A 22,133-nucleotide genomic window follows, 5' to 3' on the forward strand; every position below is an offset into this window, starting at 1 on the left:
AACTGTACGCTGCGCAATCGTCTTGCGCAATGGATAGAGTGAGGCCGCCCCGGCGAAGTTCCAGAGGCCTTCTGTATTTTTTTTCAAGAAATGTAAAGAAGTCATTGCGCTCACCGGGGTGTGGGCAGGGCGAGCTGCTGTTCGATGGCACGCACCAGGCCCTTGTTGTCCGGCCCGGTCAGGCTGGAGTAGTTGTCCACCAGCTTGCCGTCGCGGCCCAGCAGGTATTTGTGGAAGTTCCAGCGGGGCGCCGTGCCCGACAGCTGCGCCAGCTGCTGGTACAGCGGCGAAGCCTCCGGGCCCTTCACGCTGCTTTTGGCAAACATGGGAAATTTCACCCCGAAGGTGTTTTCGCAGAAGTCGGCGATTTCCTTGTTGCTGCCTTTTTCCTGGGCAAAGTCGTTGGACGGGAAGCCCAGCACCACCAGCCCCTTGTCCTTGTAGCGGGCATACAGCTCTTCCAGTCCCTTGTACTGGCCGGTAAAGCCACAGAAGCTGGCCGTGTTGACCACCAGAACCACTTTTCCGCTGTACTGGCAAAGCGACTGCGGCTTTTCGTCCTGCAGGCGCGGAAAGGTGTGCTGCAGCGTGGCCGGGCACGCTGCAGGCGCATCGGCCGCTTGGGCGGCGGGCGCCAACAGCAGCCAGGCCGCCAGCGCGGTGGCTGTCGAGAGGAGTCTTGTAAGGCGGTTCATAGGACTTTGGGCAGTGAGTGCGGCCAATTTAACCATTTCATCATTTTTTGTCCACATGAGTTTTTATTTGTACTGAATGGTTTACGTGGCGCGCACGCGTTTGGATTCAGATTTCGGAAGGAAGCGGGACGCGGGGGCCAAAAAGCGGCCGCGCAGTACCACCGGCGCTGGCCCATGGCGCGGTAGGGAAAGGAGTGGATACAGCTTCAGCCCCAGTGACGGGCGGCAGGAGCCACGCATGGGCAACGCCTCATGCAGGTATGAGGGGGAGCTGTGGCCCGCCGCAGACAGCGGCGGCACGCAGAACCGGGGGGCTCGCAGCGCCCTCCCAGGCGTCAGACCATCTGCAGCAGGCGGTCCAACGACAGGTTGACCCGCACGTCCTTGAAAGCCACCACACCGGTGACCTTCCAGGGCGGCATGCCCGTATCGCGGGGAATGGGCTCGCCCGTGGCCATGCCGTCGCGGTTGGTCACCACGGCCACGCGAGGGGTGGTGGCGGTGGTGCCCCGGCGGATGACCACGCCCACTTCACGGCTGGCCAGGCGCACAAAGGCACCGGGGGGATAGACGCCCAGGGTCTTGACGAGGGCGGCGCCGGCCTCGTCCACCTGGTGCTCTTCGTCGTAGTAGCTGGCCTGCATGGCGGCAGTGACAGGCATGGGCAGCCGCGCGGCGCGGGGGGCCAGGCGGGCACCAAAAATGTCGGCGCGCTGCAGCAGGCGGGCCATTTGCTGGGCTTCGGTCTTTTTGGCCAGGGGCCCGGGCGTGCGGTGGTGGTGGCAGCGCACGGCCTCCAGCCACACCGGGTCGGCCACGCCCAGATGGCGCAGCAGCGCCTCGGACCGCGCCGCGTGGTCTTCCACGGCGGCAATCTGGGTCGCGGTGAGGGGCTGGGTCTGCAGCACCAACTGGTCCTGCAGCTCGGTCATGGCGATGTTCATGCTCAGCGCTGCGTGCCCCAATTGCTGCACCCGGCCGCTGGGCCAGCGCAGCATCTCGCGGGCCACCACCATGCACACGCAGCTGACCAGCATGGAATGCGTGGCGCTGTACATGCGCGTTTCCTGGGCCGAGAGATAGATCAGTGCCAGCAGCGTGGCGTCGGGCGTCTGTTCGCAATGGCGCACCAGCTCGTCGTGCAGCGCCTGAAACCGACCGCCAAAGTCGCTGGGCGACGGGGTGCGCAGCAGCTGCGTGGCGCGCAACTGCAGCTCGGGCCAGTCGGGCAGGGTTTTGCCCGCACGCGCAGCGGCCGCTGCGGCGGCCTGCTCGCCTGCCGTCATCTTCATGGCGGCGATCTCGCCCAGGTTGGTGTCGGCGATCAGCATGCGCTGCAACTGCGCCAGGTAGGCGCGGTGGCTGCCGCCGGATTCGTCGGTGTCCACGCACAGCTCGCGCCCGCGTTCGACCAGCTTGGCCAGTTCGTCGCGGGTGCGGATCACATAGCCCTTTTGCGCCAGCAACACGCCGTCGGCCCCCCGCAGCACAAAAGGCAGGGGATGGCCCAGCTGGATGGATTCGATGTTGAGGCTGACGAGGTTCATGGTGCGCGTTGCATTATCCGACGGCTACCTCCCGCCAAAGCCCGCGCGACCCCCGTGATTGCCCTGCTTTTTGGGCCCACGCCGGGGGGGGCGCGCCAAGACTTGGCCTCAGGGGGCAGAGGGAGTTGCTGGTTGCGCCGTGGCGGCGGCTGTGGCTGTGGGGGCCGCCGGTGCGCCCGGGGCATGGCGCCCCCCCCCCCCGCGCAGGCGGCGGGCCAGCCGGCCGAACCCTTGCCCCAGGTCGTCCACCCCAGTAAACACCGCCGGAATCACCAGGAGGCTCAGCAGCGTCGAGGTGATGAGTCCACCAATCACCGCCACCGCCATGGGCGAGCGAAAGCTCGCGTCCGCAGCACCCAGGCCGATGGCGATCGGCAGCATGCCCGCACCCATGGCCAGCGTGGTCATGATGATGGGCCGTGCGCGCTTGTGGCAGGCGTCGATCAGCGCCTCAAAGCGCGTCATGCCATGCTCGCGCCGCGCCAGAATCGCGTACTCCACCAGCAGGATGGAGTTCTTGGTGGCAATGCCCATGAGCATGATCAGCCCGATGAGCGAGGGCATCGAGAAGCTCTTCTGCGCAATCAGCAGCCCCACAAACGCGCCACCCAGCGACAGCGGCAGCGCCGCCAGGATGGTCACCGGGTGCAGGAAGTCCTTGAACAGCAGCACCAGCACGATGTAGATGCACAGCACGCCGGTGAGCATGGCCAGGCCAAAGCTGGCAAACAGCTCGCCCATCATCTCGGCATCGCCAATGGTGATCTGGCGCACGCCAGCTGGCAGGTTCTGGATGGAGGGCAGCGCTTCGACCGCCTTGGTCACGTCGCCCAGCGGCTGGCCCGAGAGTTCGATCTCGAAGTTCACGTTGCGCGCGCGGTCGTAGCGGTCCACCACGGCCGGGCCGCCGCTGAACTCCAGCGTGGCCACCTGGCCCAGCATCACCGGGCCCTTGGCGCCGGGCACCGGCAGGCGTTCCAGCAGCGACAGGTCCTTGCGCGCGTCGTCCTGCAGCTTGACGACGATGGGCACCTGGCGTGCGGCCAGATTGAGCTTGGGCAGCGACACGTCGTAGTCGCCCACGGTGGCAATGCGCAGCGTTTCGGCAATCGCGCTGCTGGTCACGCCCAGGTCGGCGGCGCGSGCRAAGTCGGGGCGCACGGCRATYTCGGRGCGSAYCAGGCTGGCGGTGGACGAGATGCTGCCCAGGCCGGGGATGGTGCGCAGGTCTTTCTCGACCGCCAATGCGGCCGTGGTCAGCGCCTGCGGGTCGTCGCCCGTGAGCACCAGCACGTACTTCTCGCCCGAGCCGCCCAGACCCACCTTGCTGCGCACRCCGGGCAGCGTYTCSAGCGCGGCGCGGATCTGGTTCTCGATGMCCTGCTTGCGCGGACGGTCGCCGCGCTCGGACAGCAAGATGGTCAGCGTGGCCTTGCGCGTTTCGGTGCTGGCGCCTCCCATGAAAGGATCAGTGCCGGCCGATCCGCCGCCGATGGTGGTGTACACACTTTGCACATGCTCCACCTTGGCGATGCGCTGCCGCGCGTCCTCGGCCACGGCACGCGTCTGCGCCAGCGTGGCGCCGGGCGGCAGCTCCAGGTACACCTGGGTCTGCGAGTTGTCGTCCGGCGGGATGAAGCCCGTAGGCAGCAGCGGGATCAGCGCCAGCGAGCCGATGAAAAAGGCCGCCGTGGCAACGAAGGTCATCCACCGGTGCTTGATGCACCACGCGGCCCAGCGCAGGTACACCGTCATCCAGCGCGGGTCCTTGTGGTCGCCCACGATGGGCTTGAGGATGTAGGCCGCCATCATGGGYGTGAGCASSCGCGCCACCACCAGGCTGGCAAACACCGCSAGCGASGCYGTCCAGCCRAACTGCTTGAAGAACTTGCCSGCMAYGCCGCTCATGAACGCCGTGGGCAGGAACACCGCGATCAGCGTGAAGGTGGTGGCGATCACGGCCAGCCCGATCTCGTCGGCCGCCTCCRTGGCCGCCTGGTAGGGCGTCTTGCCCATGCGCAGGTGGCGCACGATGTTCTCGACTTCCACGATGGCGTCGTCCACCAAGATSCCSACCACCAGCGASAGCGCSAGCAGCGWGATCACGTTGATCGAGAAGCCCAGCMRGTRCATGCCGATGAACGCCGGKATCACCGACAKSGGCAGCGCCACGGCCGACACGAAGGTGGCGCGCCAGTCGCGCARGAASAGCCACACCACCAGCACGGCCAGCAGTGCACCTTCGTACAGCAGGTGCATGGAGCCGTCGTATTCCTCCTGCACGGGCTGCACGAAGTTGAAGGCCTCGGTGATTTCCAGGTCCGGGTGCTGCGCGCGCATCTCCTGCAGGGCCGCCTGCACGGCAGCGCCCACTTCCACTTCGCTCGCGCCCTTGCTGCGTGCGACCTCGAAGCCCACCACCGGCTTGCCGTTGAGCAGGGCCAGCGCGCGGGGCTCGGCGATGGTGTCCGTCACCGTGGCCACCTGGTCCAGCCGCACGTGGCGGCCGTCCGACAGTGCCAGCGTGAGGCCCGCCAGCTCCTGCGCCGACTGCACGGTTGCCAGCGTGCGCACCGGTTGCTCGCTGCCGCCCAGGTCGGTGCGGCCGCCGGCACTCTCCGTCTGCACCAGCCGCAGCTGGCGTGACAYATCGGCCGCCGWSGCGCCCAGGGACTGCAGCTTGACCGGGTCGAGTGCCACATGCACCTCGCGCTGCACACCACCCACGCGGTTGACGGCGCCCACGCCGCGCACGGTGAGCAGCTTCTTGGCCACGGCGTCGTCCACAAACCAGGATAGCGCCTCGTCGTCCATGCGGGCCGACGCGATGGTGAAGGCCAGCACGGGCTGCGCGGCCAGGTCCATCTTGGTCACGATGGGGTCGCGCACGTCACCCGGCAGGTCGCCGCGCACACGGGCCACGGCGGAGCGCACGTCGTCCAGCGCCTCCTGTGTGGGCTTCTCCAGCCGGAACTCGGCGGTGATGGTGGCGCCGCCGTCCTGCACCTTGGTGTAGATGTGCTTGAGGCCCTGCAGTGTGGCGATGCTGTTCTCGATCTTGCGCGCCACGTCGTTCTCCAGCTGCGCGGGCGAGGCGCCCGGCAGCGCCACGGTCACGGAGATCGTGGGCAGGTCGATGTCGGGAAAGTTCTGCACCTTCATGGCGTTGAAGGACAGCAGGCCGCCGAAGGTCAGCAGCACAAACAGCATCAGCGCCGGTATGGGGTTCTTGATGGACCAGGTGGACACATTCATGTGGAATGCTCCTTAATTGATAGCTGCTTGCGCATGATTCACTAGCGCTACAGGCACTTTTTGCATGAAATGCTGGCTGGAGGACTGCTTGCCAGCCGCTGGCGCCGCCGCCGGGGCCGCCACGCGCACCAGGTCGCCATCGTTCAAAAAGCCCGCACCGCGCACGGCGACGGAGGCTCCAGCGTCCAGGCCCGACAGCACCTCGACCCGGTCGGCCACGCGGCGGCCGGTCTGGACCTTGCGCATCTGCACGCGCTGGTCGCCGCCCACCACAAACACGTACGAGAACCCGTCGCGCACCACCAGCGCCTCTTGTGGCACGGTGAGTGCGTCGCTGCTGCCCAGTGCGAACTCGCCCCGCGCAAACATCCCGGCGCGGAAGTCGGTGTTGGCGGGCAGGTCCACGTAGACCAGCGCATTGCGCGTTTGCGGGTCCACCGTGGGTGCGACCATGCGCACGGTGCCCTCGGCCGCGGCGCCGCTGGCAGCCGTAACGCTGACCTTGGCCCSGGGCTGGATGCGCCGCAGCTCGGTGGACGTGACCTCGGCGCGCCACTCCAGGCGGCCCTTGCGCACCATGCGGAACAGCTCCGTGCCGGCACCCACCACCGCGCCCACGGTGGCCGTGCGGGCCGAGATCACGCCGCTGTCAGGCGCCACCACCTGCGTGTATTTGAGGCGCAGCTGCTGCGCGTTCAGCGCGGCCTTGGACGCCTCCACGCGGGCCTGGGCGGTTTGCTCAGCCGTGGTGAACTGCTGGATCTGCTGCTGGCTGAGTGCGCCCGTGGCTTGCAACGAGCGGGCTCGGTCGGCATTGGCGGCGGCCTCGGCCGCGTTGGCCTGGGCTTCGAGCAGGCTGGCGCGGCTCTGGGCCACATCGGCCAGCACCGTGTCGGCCGAGAAGGTGGCCAGTACCTGCCCGGCCTTGACCACATCGCCCACGTTCACACGCACCTCGGTCAGGCGCAGGCCGTTGCTCTCGGCCCCAATGCTCGCCTCTTGCCAGGCGGCGATGTTGCCGTTGGCCGCCAGGCGCAGCGGCACCTGCATGCGCTGTGGCTGCGCCGTGCTGACGGTGAGCGCAGGCCGGGGCTGGCTCGCCTTGGGTTCATCGGCGGCACGCGATGCGCCCGAGAAAACCAGTGCACCGCCCGTGGCCAGCACGCAGGCGGCGATCACGGCGAAGGCGGTGGGAGAGAACTTGAAGGAAGAGAAATTTTGCATTTGTTTTCGTCCTGAAGAATTCATATCAGCTTTCCAAGGCGCGACGCGCCACCCGCCCGGGATAAAACTGGCGCTGCCTAGGCCAGTGCCCCCGTGCAAGGGCCGCCAAGCCGCGTATGCGGCGCTTCGCTTGCGTGCACCGGAGGCGTCCCCCTCCCGACTCGCGCAGCGAGTCCAGAGAGGGGGAAGGCGCGAAGCGACTCAGGGGGTGCTTCACTCTTTCCATCCACCACCGGCGGCGCGGTACAGCGCAATCCAGGCGGTCTGGCGTTCGTGCTGCAGCGCGACCAGCGCGTTCTCGGCGGCCAGTGCTGTGCGCCGGGCATCTTCCAGCTCCACCAGACTGGCCAGGCCACCACGCCAGCGCGCCTCGGTCGCGTCGAACGATGCGCGGTAGCCCTCGGCCGCCGTGCGTGCACTGGCACTGCGCTCGGCCGTGCTTTGCAGGCGCACCAGGGCTTGCTCGACCTCGCTCACGGCCTGGCGCACCTTGGCGCGGTACTGCGACGCGGCCTCGTCGTAGCGGGCCTGCGCCGCATCGGTCTGCGCGGCGCGGCGGCCGCCGTCAAAGATCGGCACGCTGAGCGCCAGCGGGCCGATGGTCCAGGTGTTCAGGTCGGTGGTCACGCCCCCCATGCGCACCTGGGCTGCACCCACACTGCCGCTGAGGGTCAGACGTGGGTAGCGCTGGGCCTGGGCGCTGGCGACGTCCGCACTGGCGGCAGCCACTTCGCGCTCGGCGTTGTACACGTCAGGGCGCTGGGTCAGCACCTGGGCGGGCAGTGCGTCCACGGTGAATAACGCGTCCGGGGCCGCAGCCACCGGCTGGGCCAACCGGGTGCGCAGCGTGGGTTCTTCCCAGCCGGTGAGCGCCACCAGGGCCTTGACCTCCACATCGCATTGCATGCGTTGCTGCGAGGCACGGGCCTGGGCCTCGGCGGCGCTGGCGCGTGCCAGTGCGGCCGTGGCGGGCGCAGTAAAGCCCGCACGTTCACTCAGCTGCGACAGGCGGGACGTTTCGCTACGGGACTGCGCATCGCGCTCGGCCACCTGTTGCTGGGCCAGGCAGGTGCGGATGCTGCTGGTCTGCTGTGCCACCTCGGCTGCCACGCTCACGCGCGCCTCGTGCCACAGGGCCTGCGCGCCGGCCAGCCGCTCATCGGCAGCGGTTTTGGCGGCGCGGTTGGCGCCAAACAGGTCCAGCTCCCAGCTGGCCTGCAGCCCCGCCTGCGAGGTGGTGGCCACACGCGCCAGCTGGTCATTGAAGCCCCGGCTGGCACTGGCCTGTGCGTCGAGCGAGGGCAGTAAGGCTGCCCGGCTGCCCACCTGCGTGGCGCGGGCCTGCGCAATGCGCGACTGGGCCTGTGCGATGCCCGGGCTCACGGCCTGGGCGGCGTCGATCAGCTCGACCAGCAGCGGGTCTTGCAGCTGGGTCCACCAGTGGGCCATGTCCGTGAGGGAGCCCTGGTGTGGCAAGGGTGCGTGCCAGGCCGCAGGTGCGGGTGCCGATACCTGCGCAGGTGGTGCGGTGGTGGAGCAGGCCACCAGTGGCAGGACCAGCGCCAGCCACAAGGGTTTGTGTGAGATCAATCGCATGTGCAAGTCACTCTGGGGTACGGGGAGAGGAGGTTTTTTTGGCGGGGGCGGCCGCGCGGGCCGCAGCGCGGCGCTGGCGTTCCCCGTCCACCATGAACTGGGCAAAGTCCACCAGCCGCGATGTGGTGGCGGCCAGCCCCCGCGGCGTGGCGGTGAGGCCGGGGCGCACGGCCTGCACCACGTCGCGGCCCACGTAGTACTGCAGCGCCAGGGCGGTGATGGCCATGGCCAGGCGGTGCACATCGTCATCGGCAGTTTTCAGGCCGAACTCCTTGCACAGCAGGCCGACGAGCGCGGCGTGGGCAGGCTTGATCTCGCACTCCAGCTCCTGCTGCCACAGCCCGGTGGGGTCCAGCATTTCGCGAAAGTGCAGGCGCATGCACAGCTCGACCAGATCACCTTCGTGCAGGGGTTGCATGAAGCTCTGGATCAGCAGCTCGATGAACGCAGGCAAGGTGTCCGGCCAGGCATCCACGGCGATGGGGCTGCCCATGGGCTCGGTGAACGCTGCGCGGTACAGCCCGTTCTTGTCGCCAAAGTAGTAGCTGATGGAGGCCGGGTTGACACCCGCCGCCTGGGCAATGTCGCGGATGGACGCCTTGGCAAAGCCGTTTTCGGCAAAGAGGCGCAAGGCGGCGTGTAGCAGCCGCGCGCGGGCCTGTGCGCCTTCCGTGGGCGGTGGGGGGGGCACGGAAGGCCGGGTTGGCTTGGGGGCTGAATCTGGCATGGAGCCGGATTACAGCATTATTTAATCAAACGATTGATTAAATTTTTGTTTCAAAAAATATCGTGGGTGTTTCGGCCGTGTTTCTGTCAGGGATGACCTGTTGAATGCAGCGAGGGACGGGCAGATGGGATGGAGGTTTTGCACCGTCCCAATATATGGCGGGGAGGGGGAAGGCGACCCCTCCAGAAGTCGGCCATCCCTTGCGCAGTGCGCCCGGCCGATCAGGCCGATGGGGCTGCGGAGCCGAAGACCGCCGACCACAGCGCCAGCACGGCATCGCGCTCGGCCTGCAGTGCGGGTGGCGTGACCTGGGTGGGCGCCTCGTCCAGCCGCGCCACGTGTTGTACCCGGCGCAGTTCGCGGTAGGCGTCGGCGGCTGCGTGGCCCACGCCTGGGGGCAGCAGGCCCACTTGCTCGGCCCGCTGCAGCAGTGCAATGTTGCCCAGGTTGCCACGCAATTCGGGGTGGGCGGCAGACTGCGAGAGCACCAGGTACTGCACGGCAAATTCGGCGTCCACCATGCCGCCCGGGCTGTGCTTCACGTCGAAGCGACCGGCGGGCGTGGGGTGGGCTGAGCGCACCCGCTCGCGCATGGTCACGATCTCGCCCCTCAACGCCAGCGGGTCGCGGGCAGACGTGATGACGGCCTCGCGCACAGCGTCAAAGCGCTCGCGCAAGGCCTCGCTGCCCATCACGAACCGCGCGCGTGTCATGGCCTGGTGCTCCCAGGTCCAGGCGGTGTTGCTGCCGCGTTGCTGCTGGTAATTGGCGTAGGCCTCGAAGCTCGTCACCAGCAGGCCCGAGTTGCCATTGGGCCGCAGGGCCGTGTCGATCTCGTACAGGTCACCCTCGCCGGTCTTGACGGTGAGCCAGTTGATGAGCTTGCGCACAAAGGCCGCATACACCTCGGGGGCGCGTTCGTCGTCGTCATCAAATACAAAGACGATGTCCAGGTCGCTGCCGTAGCCCAGCTCCTTGCCGCCCAGCTTGCCGTAGCCAATGATGGCGAACTGGGGCTCGTCGCGGTGGCGGTTCTTGAGGCGGCTCCAGCACCACTGGCTGGTGATGCGCAGGACGCTGTCGGCCAGCGCGCTCAGGTCGTCGGCCACCTGCTCGACGGTGATGCGGCGCTCCACGTCGCGGGCCAGGGTGCGGAAGGTCTCTGCATGCTGCGCGCGGCGCAGCAGGTTGAGCAGGGTTTCGTCGTCGTCCTCGCCGGTGGACCGCAGCGACGCCAGGCGCATGCCCAGCTCGCGTTCAAAGTCGGCCACCACAAAACGCTCGGACAGCAGCGCATCGCCCACCAGCTCGTCGATCACGCCGGGGTGCTGCAGCAGATAACGCGCGGGCCACTTGGCTGCGCCCAGCAGGTGCAGCAGCTGCTCGTGCACCGAGGGCCGTTCCAGCAGCAGCGCCAGATAGCTTTCGCGCCGCAGCAGCGGTTCCAGCCAGTTGGCCAGGCGCACGGTGGCCTCTTCGGTGACGCGTCCTTCCTTGAGCCACTGGGCCGTGCGCTGCACCAGGCGGAACAGGCGGGCCCGCGCCTCGTCACGCAGCCCGGCCACGCGCGGGTGGTTGCGCCATTCAGCCACACGCTCGCGAAAGCCCGGTGGCAGTTGCTCCAGCAGGCCTTCCAGCTCTGGAGGCGGCGGTGCCGCCGCCCGGGGGCCACCACAGCCACCGCCACTGCATTGTTTTTTGCCGTTGCCACCCAGCAGGGTGTCGAACTCCTGGGCCACCAGCTCGCGGTGTGCGTCCAGCTCGTGCAGGAAGGCGCAGCAGTCCTTGTAGCCCAGGGTGCTGGCGATCCAGGCCAGGTCATCGTCGCGTGTGGGCAGCACGTGGGTCTGCTGGTCGTCCAGGTACTGGATGCGGTGCTCCACCCGTCGCAGGAACACATAGGCTCGGGCCAGCGCGTCGGCGGTTTCCTGCGGCATCAGGCCCGCATGGGCCAGGCGCTGCAGCGCATCCAGCGTGGGGCGGCGGCGCAGCTCGGGGAACTGCCCGCCGCGCACCACCTGCAGCAGCTGCACGGTGAATTCGATCTCGCGGATGCCRCCGCGCGAGAGCTTGACGTCGTTGGCRCGCTCGGGGTGCCCGGCGCTGCGTTTGGACGCATGGTCCCGGATCTGGCTGTGCAGCGAGCGCAACGCATCGAACACGCTGTAGTCCAGGTAACGGCGAAACACAAACGGCAGCACCACGCCGCGCACGGCCTGCACCTCGGGGCGGCCGATGCACTCGCGGGGGGCCACCACGCGGCTTTTGAGCCAGGCAAAACGCTCCCATTCGCGGCCCTGCACCTGCAGGTATTCCTCCAGCGCGGCCAGGGACACCGATGCGGGGCCCGAGTTGCCGTTGGGCCGCAGGGCCAGGTCCACCCGGAAGACAAAGCCATGCTCGGTGGTGTCGCCCACCAGGCTGTAGATGGCCTTGACGGCGCGCGCAAAGTATTCGTGGTTGGAGATGCGGCCCCGGCCATCGGGCATGCCGGCGGTTTCGCCATCGTGCTCATACACATAGATGAGGTCGATGTCGCTCGAGACATTGAGCTCGCGGGCGCCCAGTTTGCCCATGCCGATGATCCACAGCTGCACGGGCTGGCCCTGTGGGCCGCGCGGGGCACCATGGCGTTCGTCCAGCTCGCGGCGCGCCTGCTGGCAGGCGCGGTCCAGGGCCAGCTCGGCCAGTTCGGTCACGGCCCGGGTGATGTCGGCCAGCGGTGTCTGCGCTTCGCAGTCCAGCTGGATCAGCCGTTCCATGACCAGCTGGCGCAGCACCCGCAGCGCGGTGCCGGTGTCGCAGCCACGCGCGCACAGAGCGTCGTAGGCCTGCTCCATGGTCGCAAGCACCGGAACACCGGGTGGCAGCAGCGGCAGGTCGTTGGCGTAGCGGCGGTGCAGGCGCTGGTAGAAGCGGGAATGCTCGGCCAGAGGTCCCTCGGGCAGGGGCTGATGGCAGCGGGGGTCAGACAGAGAAGGATGCATGGCAGCCACAGCCGGATGTTGGACGGGAAGCGGGGTGCTGGTCTGCGGGCCCGACGGCATACAAAAGCTCACTGGGCACTCGGGACACGAGTGAACCCACGCCAGGGCTGCGGGTCATAATTCCTGCCACTTTCCATCTCACCATGATCGATCCCACCTCGCACCCCTCACGCCTGCTGAAAATAGTCGCAGGTTTTGCACGGTGGTCGCTGGGCTTGTTGCTCGCCTTCTGGCTGTTGCTGACCATCGCATGGGGGGCTCTTCATGGCTGGATTGTGCCGCGAATCGGTGATTTCCGCCCACAGTTGCAGGCGCAGGCCGCACGGGTATTGGGGGTTCCCGTGCAGATCGGCGCCATCGTGGCCCGCACCGAGGGGCTGATCCCGTCCATCGAGCTGTCTGATGTCGCGCTGCTGGATGCCTCGGGCCGCACTGCGTTGCGCCTGCCCCGGGTGGTGGTGGCGCTGTCACCCCGTTCGTTGCTGCAGTGGGGGTTCGAGCAGCTTTACATCGAAGGCCCCGACCTGGATGTGCGCCGGGCGAGTGACGGACGCATCTATGTGGCGGGGCTGGAGTTTGCCCAGAACCAGGGCGACAGCAGCGCGGCGGCCGACTGGTTGTTCTCGCAGGGCGAGGTCTACATCAAGGACGGCACGGTGCGCTGGACCGATGAGCAGCGCGGCGCTCCCGAGCTGGCGCTGGAAAAGGTGGATCTGGTTTTGCGCAACGGCAACTGGCGCCACAACCTCCGGGTGGATGCCACGCCGCCGCCGGAATGGGGGGACCGTTTCAGCCTGGTCGGCTTGTTTCGCGCGCCGCTGCTGCGCGCCCGCGATGGCAACTGGAAGCACTGGAACGGTCAGGTGTTTGCGCACTTCACGCGGGTCGATGTGTCGCATCTGCGGCATCACGCCGATGTGGGCATCGAGGTGGCGCAGGGCCGGGGCGCGCTGCGGGCCTGGGCCGATGTGCGCAGCGGCCAGGTGGTGGGGGGCACGGCCGACCTGGCGCTGGCCGATGTGAACACCACGCTGGCCGCCGATCTGCGCCCGCTGGTTCTTCCTTCCATCCAGGGCCGGCTGGGGGGGCGGAGGTTCACCGGCGGCTTTGAGTTCTCGACGCAGGCGCTGCAGTTCCAGACCGATGACGGTCTGACCTGGCCCGGCGGCAACTTGCGGCTGGTGCACACCGATGCCAACGGCAAGGCCCCGGCGCAAGGCGAGTTGCGGGCTGACCGGCTGGACCTGGCGGCCCTGGCGCAGGTGGCCAGCCGCCTGCCGCTGGGGACGGTCGCCCACGACGCCTTGCGCTCTTACACGCCCCAAGGGCTGGTGGAAGAGATCCAGGCCACCTGGAAGGGACCTCTGGATGCGTTGCAGCAGTACCAGGTCAAGGGGCGTATCCAGGGGCTGGCACTGGCGGGTGCCACGGATGGCTCGGCCCCCGCCCACCTGGGTCTGCGTGGCGCCAATGTGGACATCGACATGAACCAGGCAGGGGGCAAGGCGGCACTGACCATGGCGTCAGGTGCGCTGGTGCTGCCAGGGGTGTTCGAGGAACCCGTCCTGCCGCTGGACCGGCTCAGTGCCGACGTGCGCTGGCAGCTGGATGGCAGCCGTATTGCCGTGCAGGCCAATGATGTGCAGTTCGCCAACGCCGATGCGCAGGGCGATGCCCGTGCCACCTGGCACACCAGCGACGCATCCAAGGCGCCCCACCGGTCGCGCTTTCCGGGGGTGCTGGACCTCACCGGCACGCTGCACCGCGCCGACGGCACCCGGGTGCACCGCTACCTGCCCCTGTCCATTCCTGCCGATTCGCGTCACTATGTGCGCGACGCGGTGGTCGCCGGCAGCGCCAGCAATGTGCAGTTCCGCGTCAAGGGCGATCTGCATGACCTGCCCTTCAACGATCCCAAGCAGGGCGAGTTCCGCATTGCGGCGCGCGTCAAGGACGTGACCTATGCCTACGTTCCTACTGCGCTGCAGCCTGCGGGCACCCTGCCCTGGCCTGCGTTGACTGACCTCGGCGGTGAGCTGATTTTTGAGCGTTCGTCCATGCAGGTGCGCGGCGCCAGCGGCGGTTTTGCTGGCAGCAAGGGCCTGCGGCTGTCCAAGGTCGATGCCCGCATTCCAGACCTGGCGCACACCGTGGTGGGCGTGAGCGCCGATGCACGCGGCCCGCTGGCCGAGCTGCTCACGCTCATGACCACGTCACCGCTGGGCCGTATGACGGGCAATGCGCTGGAGCAGGCCAGCGGCACGGGCAATGCCGACTTTCAGTTGCGACTGAGCCTGCCCATCAGCGATATCAACAAATCCAAGGTGCAGGGCAGCGTCACGTTGGCTGGTAATGAGCTGCGCATCACCCCCGACACCCCGGCGCTCACCCGCGTGCGGGGCGCCGTGCAGTTCAGCGAGACCGGGTTTTCGCTGTCCAATGTGCAGGCCCAGGCGCTGGGCGGCCCCGTGCGGCTGGAAGGCGGCATGCGTGCGCTGGCGGCCAATGCCCCGGCCACCGAGTCGGCGGTGCAGATCCGCGCGCAGGGCACCGCCACGGCCGAAGGCCTGCAGCAAACCCCGCAGCTGGGCATGTTGTCACAACTGGCGCGGCGTGCCACCGGCAGCGCACCGTACACGCTGGCCCTGTCGTTTCGCCGCGGGGTGCCCGAGCTGCAGGTCAACACCAGCCTGCAGGGCCTGGCCTTGGCCTTGCCGCCCCCGCTGGGCAAGACGGCGGACAGCAGCCTGCCCCTGCGCTTTGACAACCAGGTGGCGCGCGAATCACTGGTGGGCTTGGCGAGCAGCAACGGCAACGGGAGCAGTGCCCCCCCGTTGCGGGACCAGATCGTGCTGGACCTGGGATCACTTGGCTCCGCCACCTACCTGCGCGACCTGAGCGGCCCCCAGCCGCGCGTGCTGCGCGGCGCCATCGGTGTGGGTCTGAGCAACGGCGAGTCCGCCCCGATGCCTGCGCAAGGCGTGGCTGCCAACATCAACCAGGGCAAGCTGGATGTGGACGCCTGGGACGAGGTGCTCACCCGGGCCACTGCCGCCGAGCCCGCCCCCCGGGGTGCCGCAGTGGCGACCACGCCTGCCGGGCAGGCCGTGGCACAGGACTATCTGCCCACCACCCTGGCGCTGCGCGCGCGCGAGCTCACGTTGCAAGGCCGCACGCTGCACAACGTGGTGGCAGGTGCGCTGCGCGACGGCTCCACCTGGCGTGCCAACCTCGATGCCACCGAACTCAATGGCTACCTGGAGTACCGCCAGCCCGGATCGCCCGACTTCAGCAACGGCCGTTTGTTTGCCCGACTGTCGCGTGTGAACATGCCGCAAAGCGACGTGACCCAGGTCGAAGAACTGCTCAACGAGCAACCGGGCAACCTGCCTGCGCTGGACATCGTCGTGGAAGATTTCGAGCTGCGGGGCAAGCGGCTAGGACGGGTGGAGATGGAGGCCCAGAACCGGGGCGGCGAGGGGGTGCAGCGCGAATGGCGCCTGTCCAAGTTCAATATCACGGCGCCCGAGGCCGCTTTCACTGCCAACGGCAACTGGGCGGTGCTCAATGCAGCCTCTGCAGGCCCCCGTTCGGCCGAGCGGCGCACCGTGCTCAGCTTCAAGCTCGATATCCGCGACTCGGGCGATCTGCTGGCCCGCCTGGGCATGGCCAACGTGGTGCGGCGCGGCAAGGGCCGCATGGAAGGGCAGGTGGGCTGGATTGGGGCTCCCTTCAGCCCCGATTACCGCAGCATGACCGGGCAGATCAACCTGAATGTCGAATCCGGCCAGTTTCTGAAGGCTGATCCTGGCCTGGCCAAGCTGCTGGGCGTGCTCAGCCTGCAATCATTGCCGCGCCGCCTGACACTGGATTTTCGCGATGTGTTCAGTGAGGGTTTTGCGTTTGATTTTGTGCGCGGTGATGTACGCATTGAGCGCGGTGTGGCCACCACCAACAACCTGCAGATGAAGGGCGTCAATGCGGCCGTACTGATGGAAGGCAGCGCCAACATCGACCAGGAGACGCAGGATCTGCGTGTGGTGGTGGTGCCGGAAATCAACGCCATGACGGCGTCGCTTGTGGCCACGGCCATCAACCCGGTGATTGGCCTGGGCAGCTTTTTGGCACAGGTGTTTTTGCGCGGTCCGCTCATCGAGGCTGCCACGCAGGAATTCCGCATCGATGGCACCTGGGCCGACCCGCGGGTGGTGCGCGTAGCCCGCCGCGGGCGCGAATCGAGCCCTGCCACCGAGGCGACGCCCCGGGCCAACCCACCCCCCAAGACTGGAGAACCTTCATGAAAGTCGCCGCCATCCAGATGGTGTCTGGCATCGCGCTGGACGATAACCTGCGCGTTGCGCGCCAGCTGCTGGAACAGGCTGCGCAGGGCGGCGCTGAGCTGGCGGTGCTGCCGGAGTATTTTTGCCTGATGGGGCACAAGGACACTGACAAGCTCGCCTTGCGCGAGACCGCTGGTTCCGGCGTGATCCAGCAGTTTCTGGCCGATATCGCGCGCGCGCTTGAGATGTGGATCGTGGGCGGCACGCTGCCGATGGCCACGGGTACGCCGGACCGTGTGCGCAACACGACGCTGGTCTTCGACCCGACGGGTGCCTGTGTGGCGCGCTACGACAAGATCCATCTCTTTCGCTTCAGCAACGGCGCTGAACAGTACGACGAAGGCCGTGTCATCGACGCCGGTGACACCCCGGTGCAGTTTGATCTGCAAGCGCGCAGCGGTCAGCGCTGGCGGGTGGGGTTGTCCGTGTGTTACGACCTGCGCTTTCCGGAGTTGTACCGCGCGCATGCCCGCGCAGGTGCGGACCTGCTGCTGGTGCCCAGCGCCTTCACGCACACCACGGGTCAGGCGCACTGGGAAGTGTTGCTGCGTGCCCGCGCGGTGGAAAACCTGGCCTATTTACTCGCCCCTGCCCAAGGCGGTGTGCACGCCAACGGCCGCCACACCTGGGGCCACAGCATGCTGGTGGACCCCTGGGGCAGCATCATCGCGCAGCGCGATCAAGGCGCTGGCGTGGTAGCCGGCGAGCTGGACGCGCAGCGCCTGAGTGTCGTGCGCGCTCAGCTGCCAGCATTGACCCACCGCGTCCTGTGAAGCCAACGCCCGTCAAACGCACCCTGCTGCAGCGCTGGCGCGGAGCCTGGCGGCGCTGGTCGTTGTGGACGGCGCTGGTACTGCTCGTGGTGTCCATGCTTGCCACCATGGTGTGGCTTGCCGGGCGCTATGAAGCCAGCCAGGTGCAGACCCGCCTGGAGCGGGACACCGCCGATGCAGTCTCGGACATCCGCACCGCGCTGACGCACAACCTGCAAAGCCTGCAGGCACTCCCCAGCGACAACCCGAGCCATCTGGCCTGGGAGGTCGAGGCGTCTGACCTGCTGCGTAACCGGCGCGAGCTCGTGCGCATTGAGCTGCGCGATGCGAATCTGCGCATGCGCACCCACGTGCAGTCACCCTACCGCCCGGTGGCCTGGGACATGCGGCTGCGCGACAGTGGCCAGTCGGACCTCACCATCGCCTGCGCCAACGCGCGTCGCCTGGGGGGGCCTGCGTATTCCAGCAGCTACTTTCAGCCCCATGGTGACGGCCTGGGCTCGGAGATGATGGAGCTGTGTATTCCGTTGTCTGCCAGCGGACGCACCATGGGGTATCTGGTCGCGACGTATGCGCTGCAGGACATCCTGGCCAATCTGGTGGGGCACAACCTCACGCGCAGCCAGGAAGCCTCCTTCACAGAGGCCGACGGCACCCGGCTGGCGGTGCTGGGAGCGGCGCGACGGGGGTCGCGCATGTTCTCGGCGCAGCACCTGCTGGATCTGCCAGGCAGTACATTGGTGCTGCGCATGGACAGCTGGCACAGTGCACCCAGCCTGTTCCCCAATGTGTTGACGGCCCTGGTCACGGCCATGTCGATTGCGCTGGTGACGGTGATGGTGGTGCTGGTGCGCGACAACCGCCGCCGCCTGCGCGCCGAGCGTGACCTGGCCGATGCGCTGGCCTTTCGCAAGGCGATGGAGGACTCGCTGGTGACCGGGCTTCGCGCGCGCGACCTGGAGGGGCGCATCACCTACGTCAACCCGGCCTTCTGCGAGATGGTGGGCTTCAGCCCGCAGGAGCTGCTGGGCCTGAGCATGTCGGCACCCTATTGGCCCCCCGAGCGTGTGGAGGAATACCGCCAGCGCCAGGCCATCCGTTTTGCCGGCACCATGCCGCCGCGCGAGGGATTTGAGTCCGAGTTCATGCGCAAGGACGGCACGCGGTTTCCCGTGCTGATCATCGAGGCCCCGCTCATCAATGCCCAAGGCCAGCACACCGGCTGGATGAGCGCGTTCCTGGACATCAGTGAACAGCGCCGGGTCGAGGAGCTGTCCCGCGCCTCGCAGGAGCGGCTGCAGGCCACTGCGCGGCTGGCCACGGTGGGCGAGATGGCTTCGTTGCTCAGCCATGAACTCAACCAGCCGCTGGCCGCCATCTCCAGCTACGCCAATGGTTCCATCAACCTGCTGGAACATGCCACTCCCGCCAGTGCGTCTGTACCCGAGCCCGACGCGCTGGAGGATGTGCGCATGGCCATGCGCCAGATTGCCCGCCAGGCCGAGCGAGCGGGCCGAGTGATCAAAAGTGTTCACGACTTCGTCCGGCGCCGCGACCAAGCCCGTGAGGCAGTGCATGCGCAGCAATTGCTCGATGCCATCCTGCCGCTGGTGAGCCTGCAGGCCCGCAAACTGGGCGTGCGCGTCAACACATCGGTGGAGCAGGGCCTGGCGCCCGCGCTGTGTGACCGTACGATGGTGGAGCAGGTGTTGCTGAACCTGGCGCGCAATGCCATGCAGGCGATGGATGATCCCGGCGTGCGCAATCGCGTGCTGGATATCCGGGTGCGGCGTGCTGCCTCCAACCCGCATAACGGCTGGATTGAATTTGCTGTGACCGATGTGGGAACCGGGATTCCCCCCGAGGTCGCAGAAAAACTGTTCACCCCGTTTTTCACCACCCGCCCGGAGGGCATGGGCTTGGGGTTGAGCATGTGCCGCACCGTCATCGAACAACACGGCGGTTTTCTCGGATTTGCGCCGAATGAGCCCCGTGGTACGGTATTCACCTTCACGCTGCCCGTGAACAATGGACCCACCCCCTGAGGCAGTTACGGCGGCCAGCGGTGGGGCTTTGGTGCTTTCATCGTCTGCGCGTGACTGACATTGCAATGGACAACTGAACTGATCTATGGAGCCCATCACCAACGCCACCGTGTACATCGTGGACGATGACGCCAGCGTGCGCGAGGCGCTGGCCTGGCTGCTGCGCTCGCGCAGGCTGCCCAGCGAGTCCTTTGATTCGGCCGAAGCCTTCGATGCCATGCTGCAAAAGCGCCCCCCCCAACGCCAGCCCTGTTGCCTGCTGCTGGATGTGCGTATGCCTGGCATGAGCGGGCTGGCACTGTTTGACGTGTTGGCCGCGCGGGGCGACCTGGCCACCATGCCGGTGATCTTTCTCACTGGCCATGCGGACGTGCCCACCGCCGTGGACACCGTCAAGCGGGGGGCCTTTGATTTTTGCGAGAAGCCGTTTTCCGACAACGCGCTGGTGGACCGCATCGAGCAGGCACTCGCCCAATCGGCCGAGCGGCTGGCCCAGGTGCGCGAACGCAGTGACTTGCAGGTGCGGCTGAGCGAACTGACCGAGCGGGAGCGTGATGTGATGGACCTGGTGGTGGCCGGTCTTCCCAACAAGCTCATCGCTGACCAGCTCGACATCAGCGTGCGCACGGTCGAGGTTCACCGCTCACGGGTGTTCGACAAGATGCAGGTCAAGTCCGCTGTGGAGTTGGCCAACCTGCTGCGCACGGGTAACTGAGCCCACCTCCTGGCGGGGAGTTCGCAGTCCGGGCGATCAGCCCCGTGGTCGTTCGCCCACAAAAATCTCGACCCGCCGGTTGCGCGCACGGCCCTCGGCGGTGTCGTTGGTAGCGATGGGGTAACGCTCACCCATGCCTTCGATCACGATGCGGCGGCCATCCACACCGCGCGCTGTCAGGTAGCTGCGGGTGCTTGCGGCGCGGTCCATCGACAGGGGGTTGTTGGTGGCATCGCTGCCTGTGCTGTCGGTGTGCCCCACGATGCGTACGTCAGTGTTCGGGTTGTTGCGCAGGCCTGCGGCAAACTGGTCCAGGACCGGCGCGAAGTTGGGCTGGATGTCCGAGCGGCCTACGGCAAACGAGATGTCGCTGGGGATATTGAGCTTGAGTTGGTTGTCAGCCGTCTGGGTCACGGCGATGCCAGTGCCCTGGGTGGCCTGTTCCATCTCGCGCTTTTGGCGCTCCATGTTTTGCGACCAGATGTAGGTGCCCAGTGCCCCGACACCGGCCCCTACCACGGCGCCGGTCCCGGCGCTGCCACCGGTCGCGGAGCCGATGACCGCGCCTGCCAGCGCCCCAATGCCAGCTCCGGTGGCTGTGCGGCGCTGGGTGTCATCCATGCTGGCGCATCCGGTGACCAGAACGATGGCGGCGGCAGCGCCGAGAATTTGAATGTGTGTGCGCATGTGTGTGCTCCTTGAAAATCGGTGGCGCTGGGTGGGCGGGCCTTGCACCCGCCGCGCTGTCGGAGCGTTATCGCGTCCCGTGCAGTGGCATCACCCAGCTCACACCATCGTGGGGCCCGCGATGAAGCTGTGCCATCGGCGCGCTGGCCCATCGGTTGTAGGACAGGGCCGTCCCTGGGGCGCAACTCACCGCTCGTTCAAGGCGATGGCGGATGCTTGTCGCTGTCGGCAGGCGGCGGGGACTTCAGTTCCCCTCCCTTGCGGCCTGAGAACATGGTCCACCACACGATAGCCACCAGTACCACCAGCGCCAGCAGCGCTTCAAGCAAAATCAGCCCCATGAAATTGACACTCCTGCGCGTTGCGTTGACCGCGCTGATTGTAGGAACGCTGGCCGCCTGCTCCACGCCCCCTGCCCCAGTCCCCGCACGCCCTGGGGGCACTCCTGCGCCGCTGCCGCCCAGTGCGGTGGTGCTGCCGGGCGACACCGGCCCGCTGCCATCGCCCATGGCGCAGCCCAAAAGCCGCTGGATTCCCGTGCGCTGGGCCGAGCTGCCGGGCTTTACCGAAGACGCGCTGCACGAAGCCTGGAACGCGTGGATCAAGAGCTGCGAGCGGCCCCAGCCGCCCTTCACTGCGCTGTGCAGCGAGGTCCGGCAGCTGAGCATTGCCACGGCCGACGAGCAGCGTGCCTGGCTCATCGCACGCCTGCAGCCCTATCGCGTTGAGGCCACTGACGGCAACGCCGATGGTTTGCTGACGGCCTACTACGAACCCATGATGGACGCGGCACGCCAGCCCGGCAATGGTTTCACGGTGCCTATCTATCGGGTACCCGCCAGCCTGGGGGCGCGCAAGCCCTGGTACACCCGCCAGCAGATTGACACCCTGCCGGAGGCCCAGGCCGCGCTCGCGGGTCGGGCTATTGCGTGGCTGCGTGACCCCATCGAGTCCATGGTGCTGCACATCCAGGGGTCAGGCCGTCTGCGCATCACCGAGCCCGATGGCTCGGTCTCGCTGGTGCGGGTGGCCTACGCAGGCACCAATGACCAGCCCTACCAGAGCGTGGGCCGCTGGCTGCTGGACCAGGGCCTGACGCGCGATGCGACCTGGCCGGGCATCCGCGCCTGGGTGGCCGCCAACCCCCAGCGCACCAATGAGCTGCTGTGGAGCAACCCGCGCTATGTGTTCTTCCGCGAAGAGCCTTTGACCCCGCTGGACGCCGGGTTTGGCCCGCGTGGTGCGCAGGGCGTGCCCCTGACGCCGGGCCGATCGATTGCAGTGGACCGGCAGAGCATTCCCTACGGCACACCCGTGTGGCTGGCCTCGTCCGGCCCGCAGGTGCAGCTCAACCGCCTGGTGCTCGCACAGGACACGGGCAGCGCCATCCTCGGTGCAGTGCGTGCGGACTATTTCACGGGTTGGGGGCCAGAGGCGGGTGACATCGCGGGCCGGCTCAAGCAGAATTTGCGCCTTTGGGCGCTGTGGCCGCGCTGAGGCGCTCATGAAATAAGGCGTGGCCCCAATCTGCCATGCCCTTCG

The 22,133-nt window shown here is 67.5% G+C and carries 14 protein-coding genes; 5 read left to right on the plus strand and 9 right to left on the minus strand.

Annotated elements, in window-relative coordinates:
* Positions 1-110: 110 nt before the first annotated feature.
* The 7 genes from AC04MI_RS00125 to glnE all read right to left on the minus strand — a co-directional run bounded on the left by AC04MI_RS00125 (position 111) and on the right by glnE (position 12,031).
* Positions 111-695 (minus strand): glutathione peroxidase, encoded by a 585-nt coding sequence (locus AC04MI_RS00125; RefSeq protein WP_056742863.1) that lies wholly within the window; start codon positions 693-695, stop codon positions 111-113.
* Positions 696-1,030: 335 nt separating this feature from the next.
* Complete coding sequence (locus tag AC04MI_RS00130) at positions 1,031-2,242, minus strand: HD-GYP domain-containing protein (protein WP_436076770.1); 1,212 nt, start codon at positions 2,240-2,242, stop codon at positions 1,031-1,033.
* A 108-nt stretch (positions 2,243-2,350) separates the two neighbouring features.
* Positions 2,351-5,497, minus strand: a complete 3,147-nt coding sequence (locus AC04MI_RS00135) for an efflux RND transporter permease subunit (RefSeq protein ID WP_476496852.1) — start codon at positions 5,495-5,497, stop codon at positions 2,351-2,353.
* 12 nt (positions 5,498-5,509) lie between these two features.
* Positions 5,510-6,721 (minus strand): efflux RND transporter periplasmic adaptor subunit, encoded by a 1,212-nt coding sequence (locus AC04MI_RS00140; RefSeq protein WP_476496853.1) that lies wholly within the window; start codon positions 6,719-6,721, stop codon positions 5,510-5,512.
* A 213-nt stretch (positions 6,722-6,934) separates the two neighbouring features.
* Positions 6,935-8,317: an efflux transporter outer membrane subunit gene (locus tag AC04MI_RS00145; protein WP_436076773.1), complete on the minus strand. Its 1,383-nt coding sequence runs from the start codon at positions 8,315-8,317 to the stop codon at positions 6,935-6,937.
* Between the two features lie 7 nt (positions 8,318-8,324).
* Positions 8,325-9,008, minus strand: a complete 684-nt coding sequence (locus AC04MI_RS00150; RefSeq protein ID WP_056067849.1) for a CerR family C-terminal domain-containing protein — start codon at positions 9,006-9,008, stop codon at positions 8,325-8,327.
* Positions 9,009-9,265: 257 nt separating this feature from the next.
* Positions 9,266-12,031, minus strand: coding sequence for a bifunctional [glutamate--ammonia ligase]-adenylyl-L-tyrosine phosphorylase/[glutamate--ammonia-ligase] adenylyltransferase (gene glnE, locus AC04MI_RS00155; RefSeq protein ID WP_436076775.1), 2,766 nt, complete (start codon positions 12,029-12,031; stop codon positions 9,266-9,268).
* A gap of 143 nt (positions 12,032-12,174) precedes the next feature.
* Between glnE and AC04MI_RS00160 the strand changes: the two genes are divergently transcribed.
* From AC04MI_RS00160 to AC04MI_RS00175, 4 genes are all read left to right on the plus strand, one after another.
* On the plus strand, positions 12,175-16,332 hold the full coding sequence (locus tag AC04MI_RS00160; protein WP_436076776.1) for a YhdP family protein: 4,158 nt from the start codon (positions 12,175-12,177) through the stop codon (positions 16,330-16,332).
* A complete protein-coding gene (locus tag AC04MI_RS00165; protein ID WP_436076777.1) occupies positions 16,329-17,144 on the plus strand; it encodes a carbon-nitrogen hydrolase family protein in 816 nt (271 codons plus the stop codon). Before AC04MI_RS00160 ends, AC04MI_RS00165 begins: the two co-directional genes overlap by 4 nt.
* Entirely contained in the window at positions 17,141-19,189 is a 2,049-nt protein-coding gene (locus AC04MI_RS00170) for a two-component system sensor histidine kinase NtrB (protein ID WP_436076778.1), read from the plus strand. The genes AC04MI_RS00165 and AC04MI_RS00170 overlap by 4 nt, the downstream gene beginning before the upstream one ends.
* 85 nt (positions 19,190-19,274) lie before the next feature.
* Positions 19,275-19,904, plus strand: coding sequence for a response regulator transcription factor (locus AC04MI_RS00175; RefSeq protein ID WP_056067854.1), 630 nt, complete (start codon positions 19,275-19,277; stop codon positions 19,902-19,904).
* Positions 19,905-19,940: 36 nt separating this feature from the next.
* Here the strand turns inward: AC04MI_RS00175 and AC04MI_RS00180 are convergent, their stop codons facing one another.
* Positions 19,941-20,591, minus strand: a complete 651-nt coding sequence (locus AC04MI_RS00180) for a YiaD family glycine zipper/OmpA-like lipoprotein (protein ID WP_056067856.1) — start codon at positions 20,589-20,591, stop codon at positions 19,941-19,943.
* Positions 20,592-20,788: 197 nt separating this feature from the next.
* Positions 20,789-20,932 carry a hypothetical protein gene (locus AC04MI_RS00185; RefSeq protein WP_192419165.1) on the minus strand — a complete coding sequence of 48 codons (144 nt, stop codon included), beginning with the start codon at positions 20,930-20,932 and terminating at the stop codon, positions 20,789-20,791.
* On the opposite strand from AC04MI_RS00185, the gene mltA reads away from it, so the two are divergent.
* Positions 20,865-22,088, plus strand: a complete 1,224-nt coding sequence (gene mltA, locus AC04MI_RS00190; protein WP_288850872.1) for a murein transglycosylase A — start codon at positions 20,865-20,867, stop codon at positions 22,086-22,088. The genes AC04MI_RS00185 and mltA overlap by 68 nt on opposite strands.
* Positions 22,089-22,133: the final 45 nt, after the last annotated feature.

This window comes from Acidovorax sp. LjRoot204 (genome assembly GCF_056175785.1).

What these genes read in the sequence shown, in the direction of transcription:
- AC04MI_RS00145 (WP_436076773.1), bottom strand. Translation starts at nt 8,317, where the DNA reads ATGCGATTGATCTCACACAAACCCTTGTGGCTGGCGCTGGTCCTGCCA.
- AC04MI_RS00165 (WP_436076777.1), top strand. Translation starts at nt 16,329, where the DNA reads ATGAAAGTCGCCGCCATCCAGATGGTGTCTGGCATCGCGCTGGACGAT.
- AC04MI_RS00125 (WP_056742863.1), bottom strand. Translation starts at nt 695, where the DNA reads ATGAACCGCCTTACAAGACTCCTCTCGACAGCCACCGCGCTGGCGGCC.
- AC04MI_RS00130 (WP_436076770.1), bottom strand. Translation starts at nt 2,242, where the DNA reads ATGAACCTCGTCAGCCTCAACATCGAATCCATCCAGCTGGGCCATCCC.
- mltA (WP_288850872.1), top strand. Translation starts at nt 20,865, where the DNA reads ATGGTCCACCACACGATAGCCACCAGTACCACCAGCGCCAGCAGCGCT.
- AC04MI_RS00175 (WP_056067854.1), top strand. Translation starts at nt 19,275, where the DNA reads ATGGAGCCCATCACCAACGCCACCGTGTACATCGTGGACGATGACGCC.
- AC04MI_RS00180 (WP_056067856.1), bottom strand. Translation starts at nt 20,591, where the DNA reads ATGCGCACACACATTCAAATTCTCGGCGCTGCCGCCGCCATCGTTCTG.
- AC04MI_RS00160 (WP_436076776.1), top strand. Translation starts at nt 12,175, where the DNA reads ATGATCGATCCCACCTCGCACCCCTCACGCCTGCTGAAAATAGTCGCA.
- AC04MI_RS00185 (WP_192419165.1), bottom strand. Translation starts at nt 20,932, where the DNA reads ATGGGGCTGATTTTGCTTGAAGCGCTGCTGGCGCTGGTGGTACTGGTG.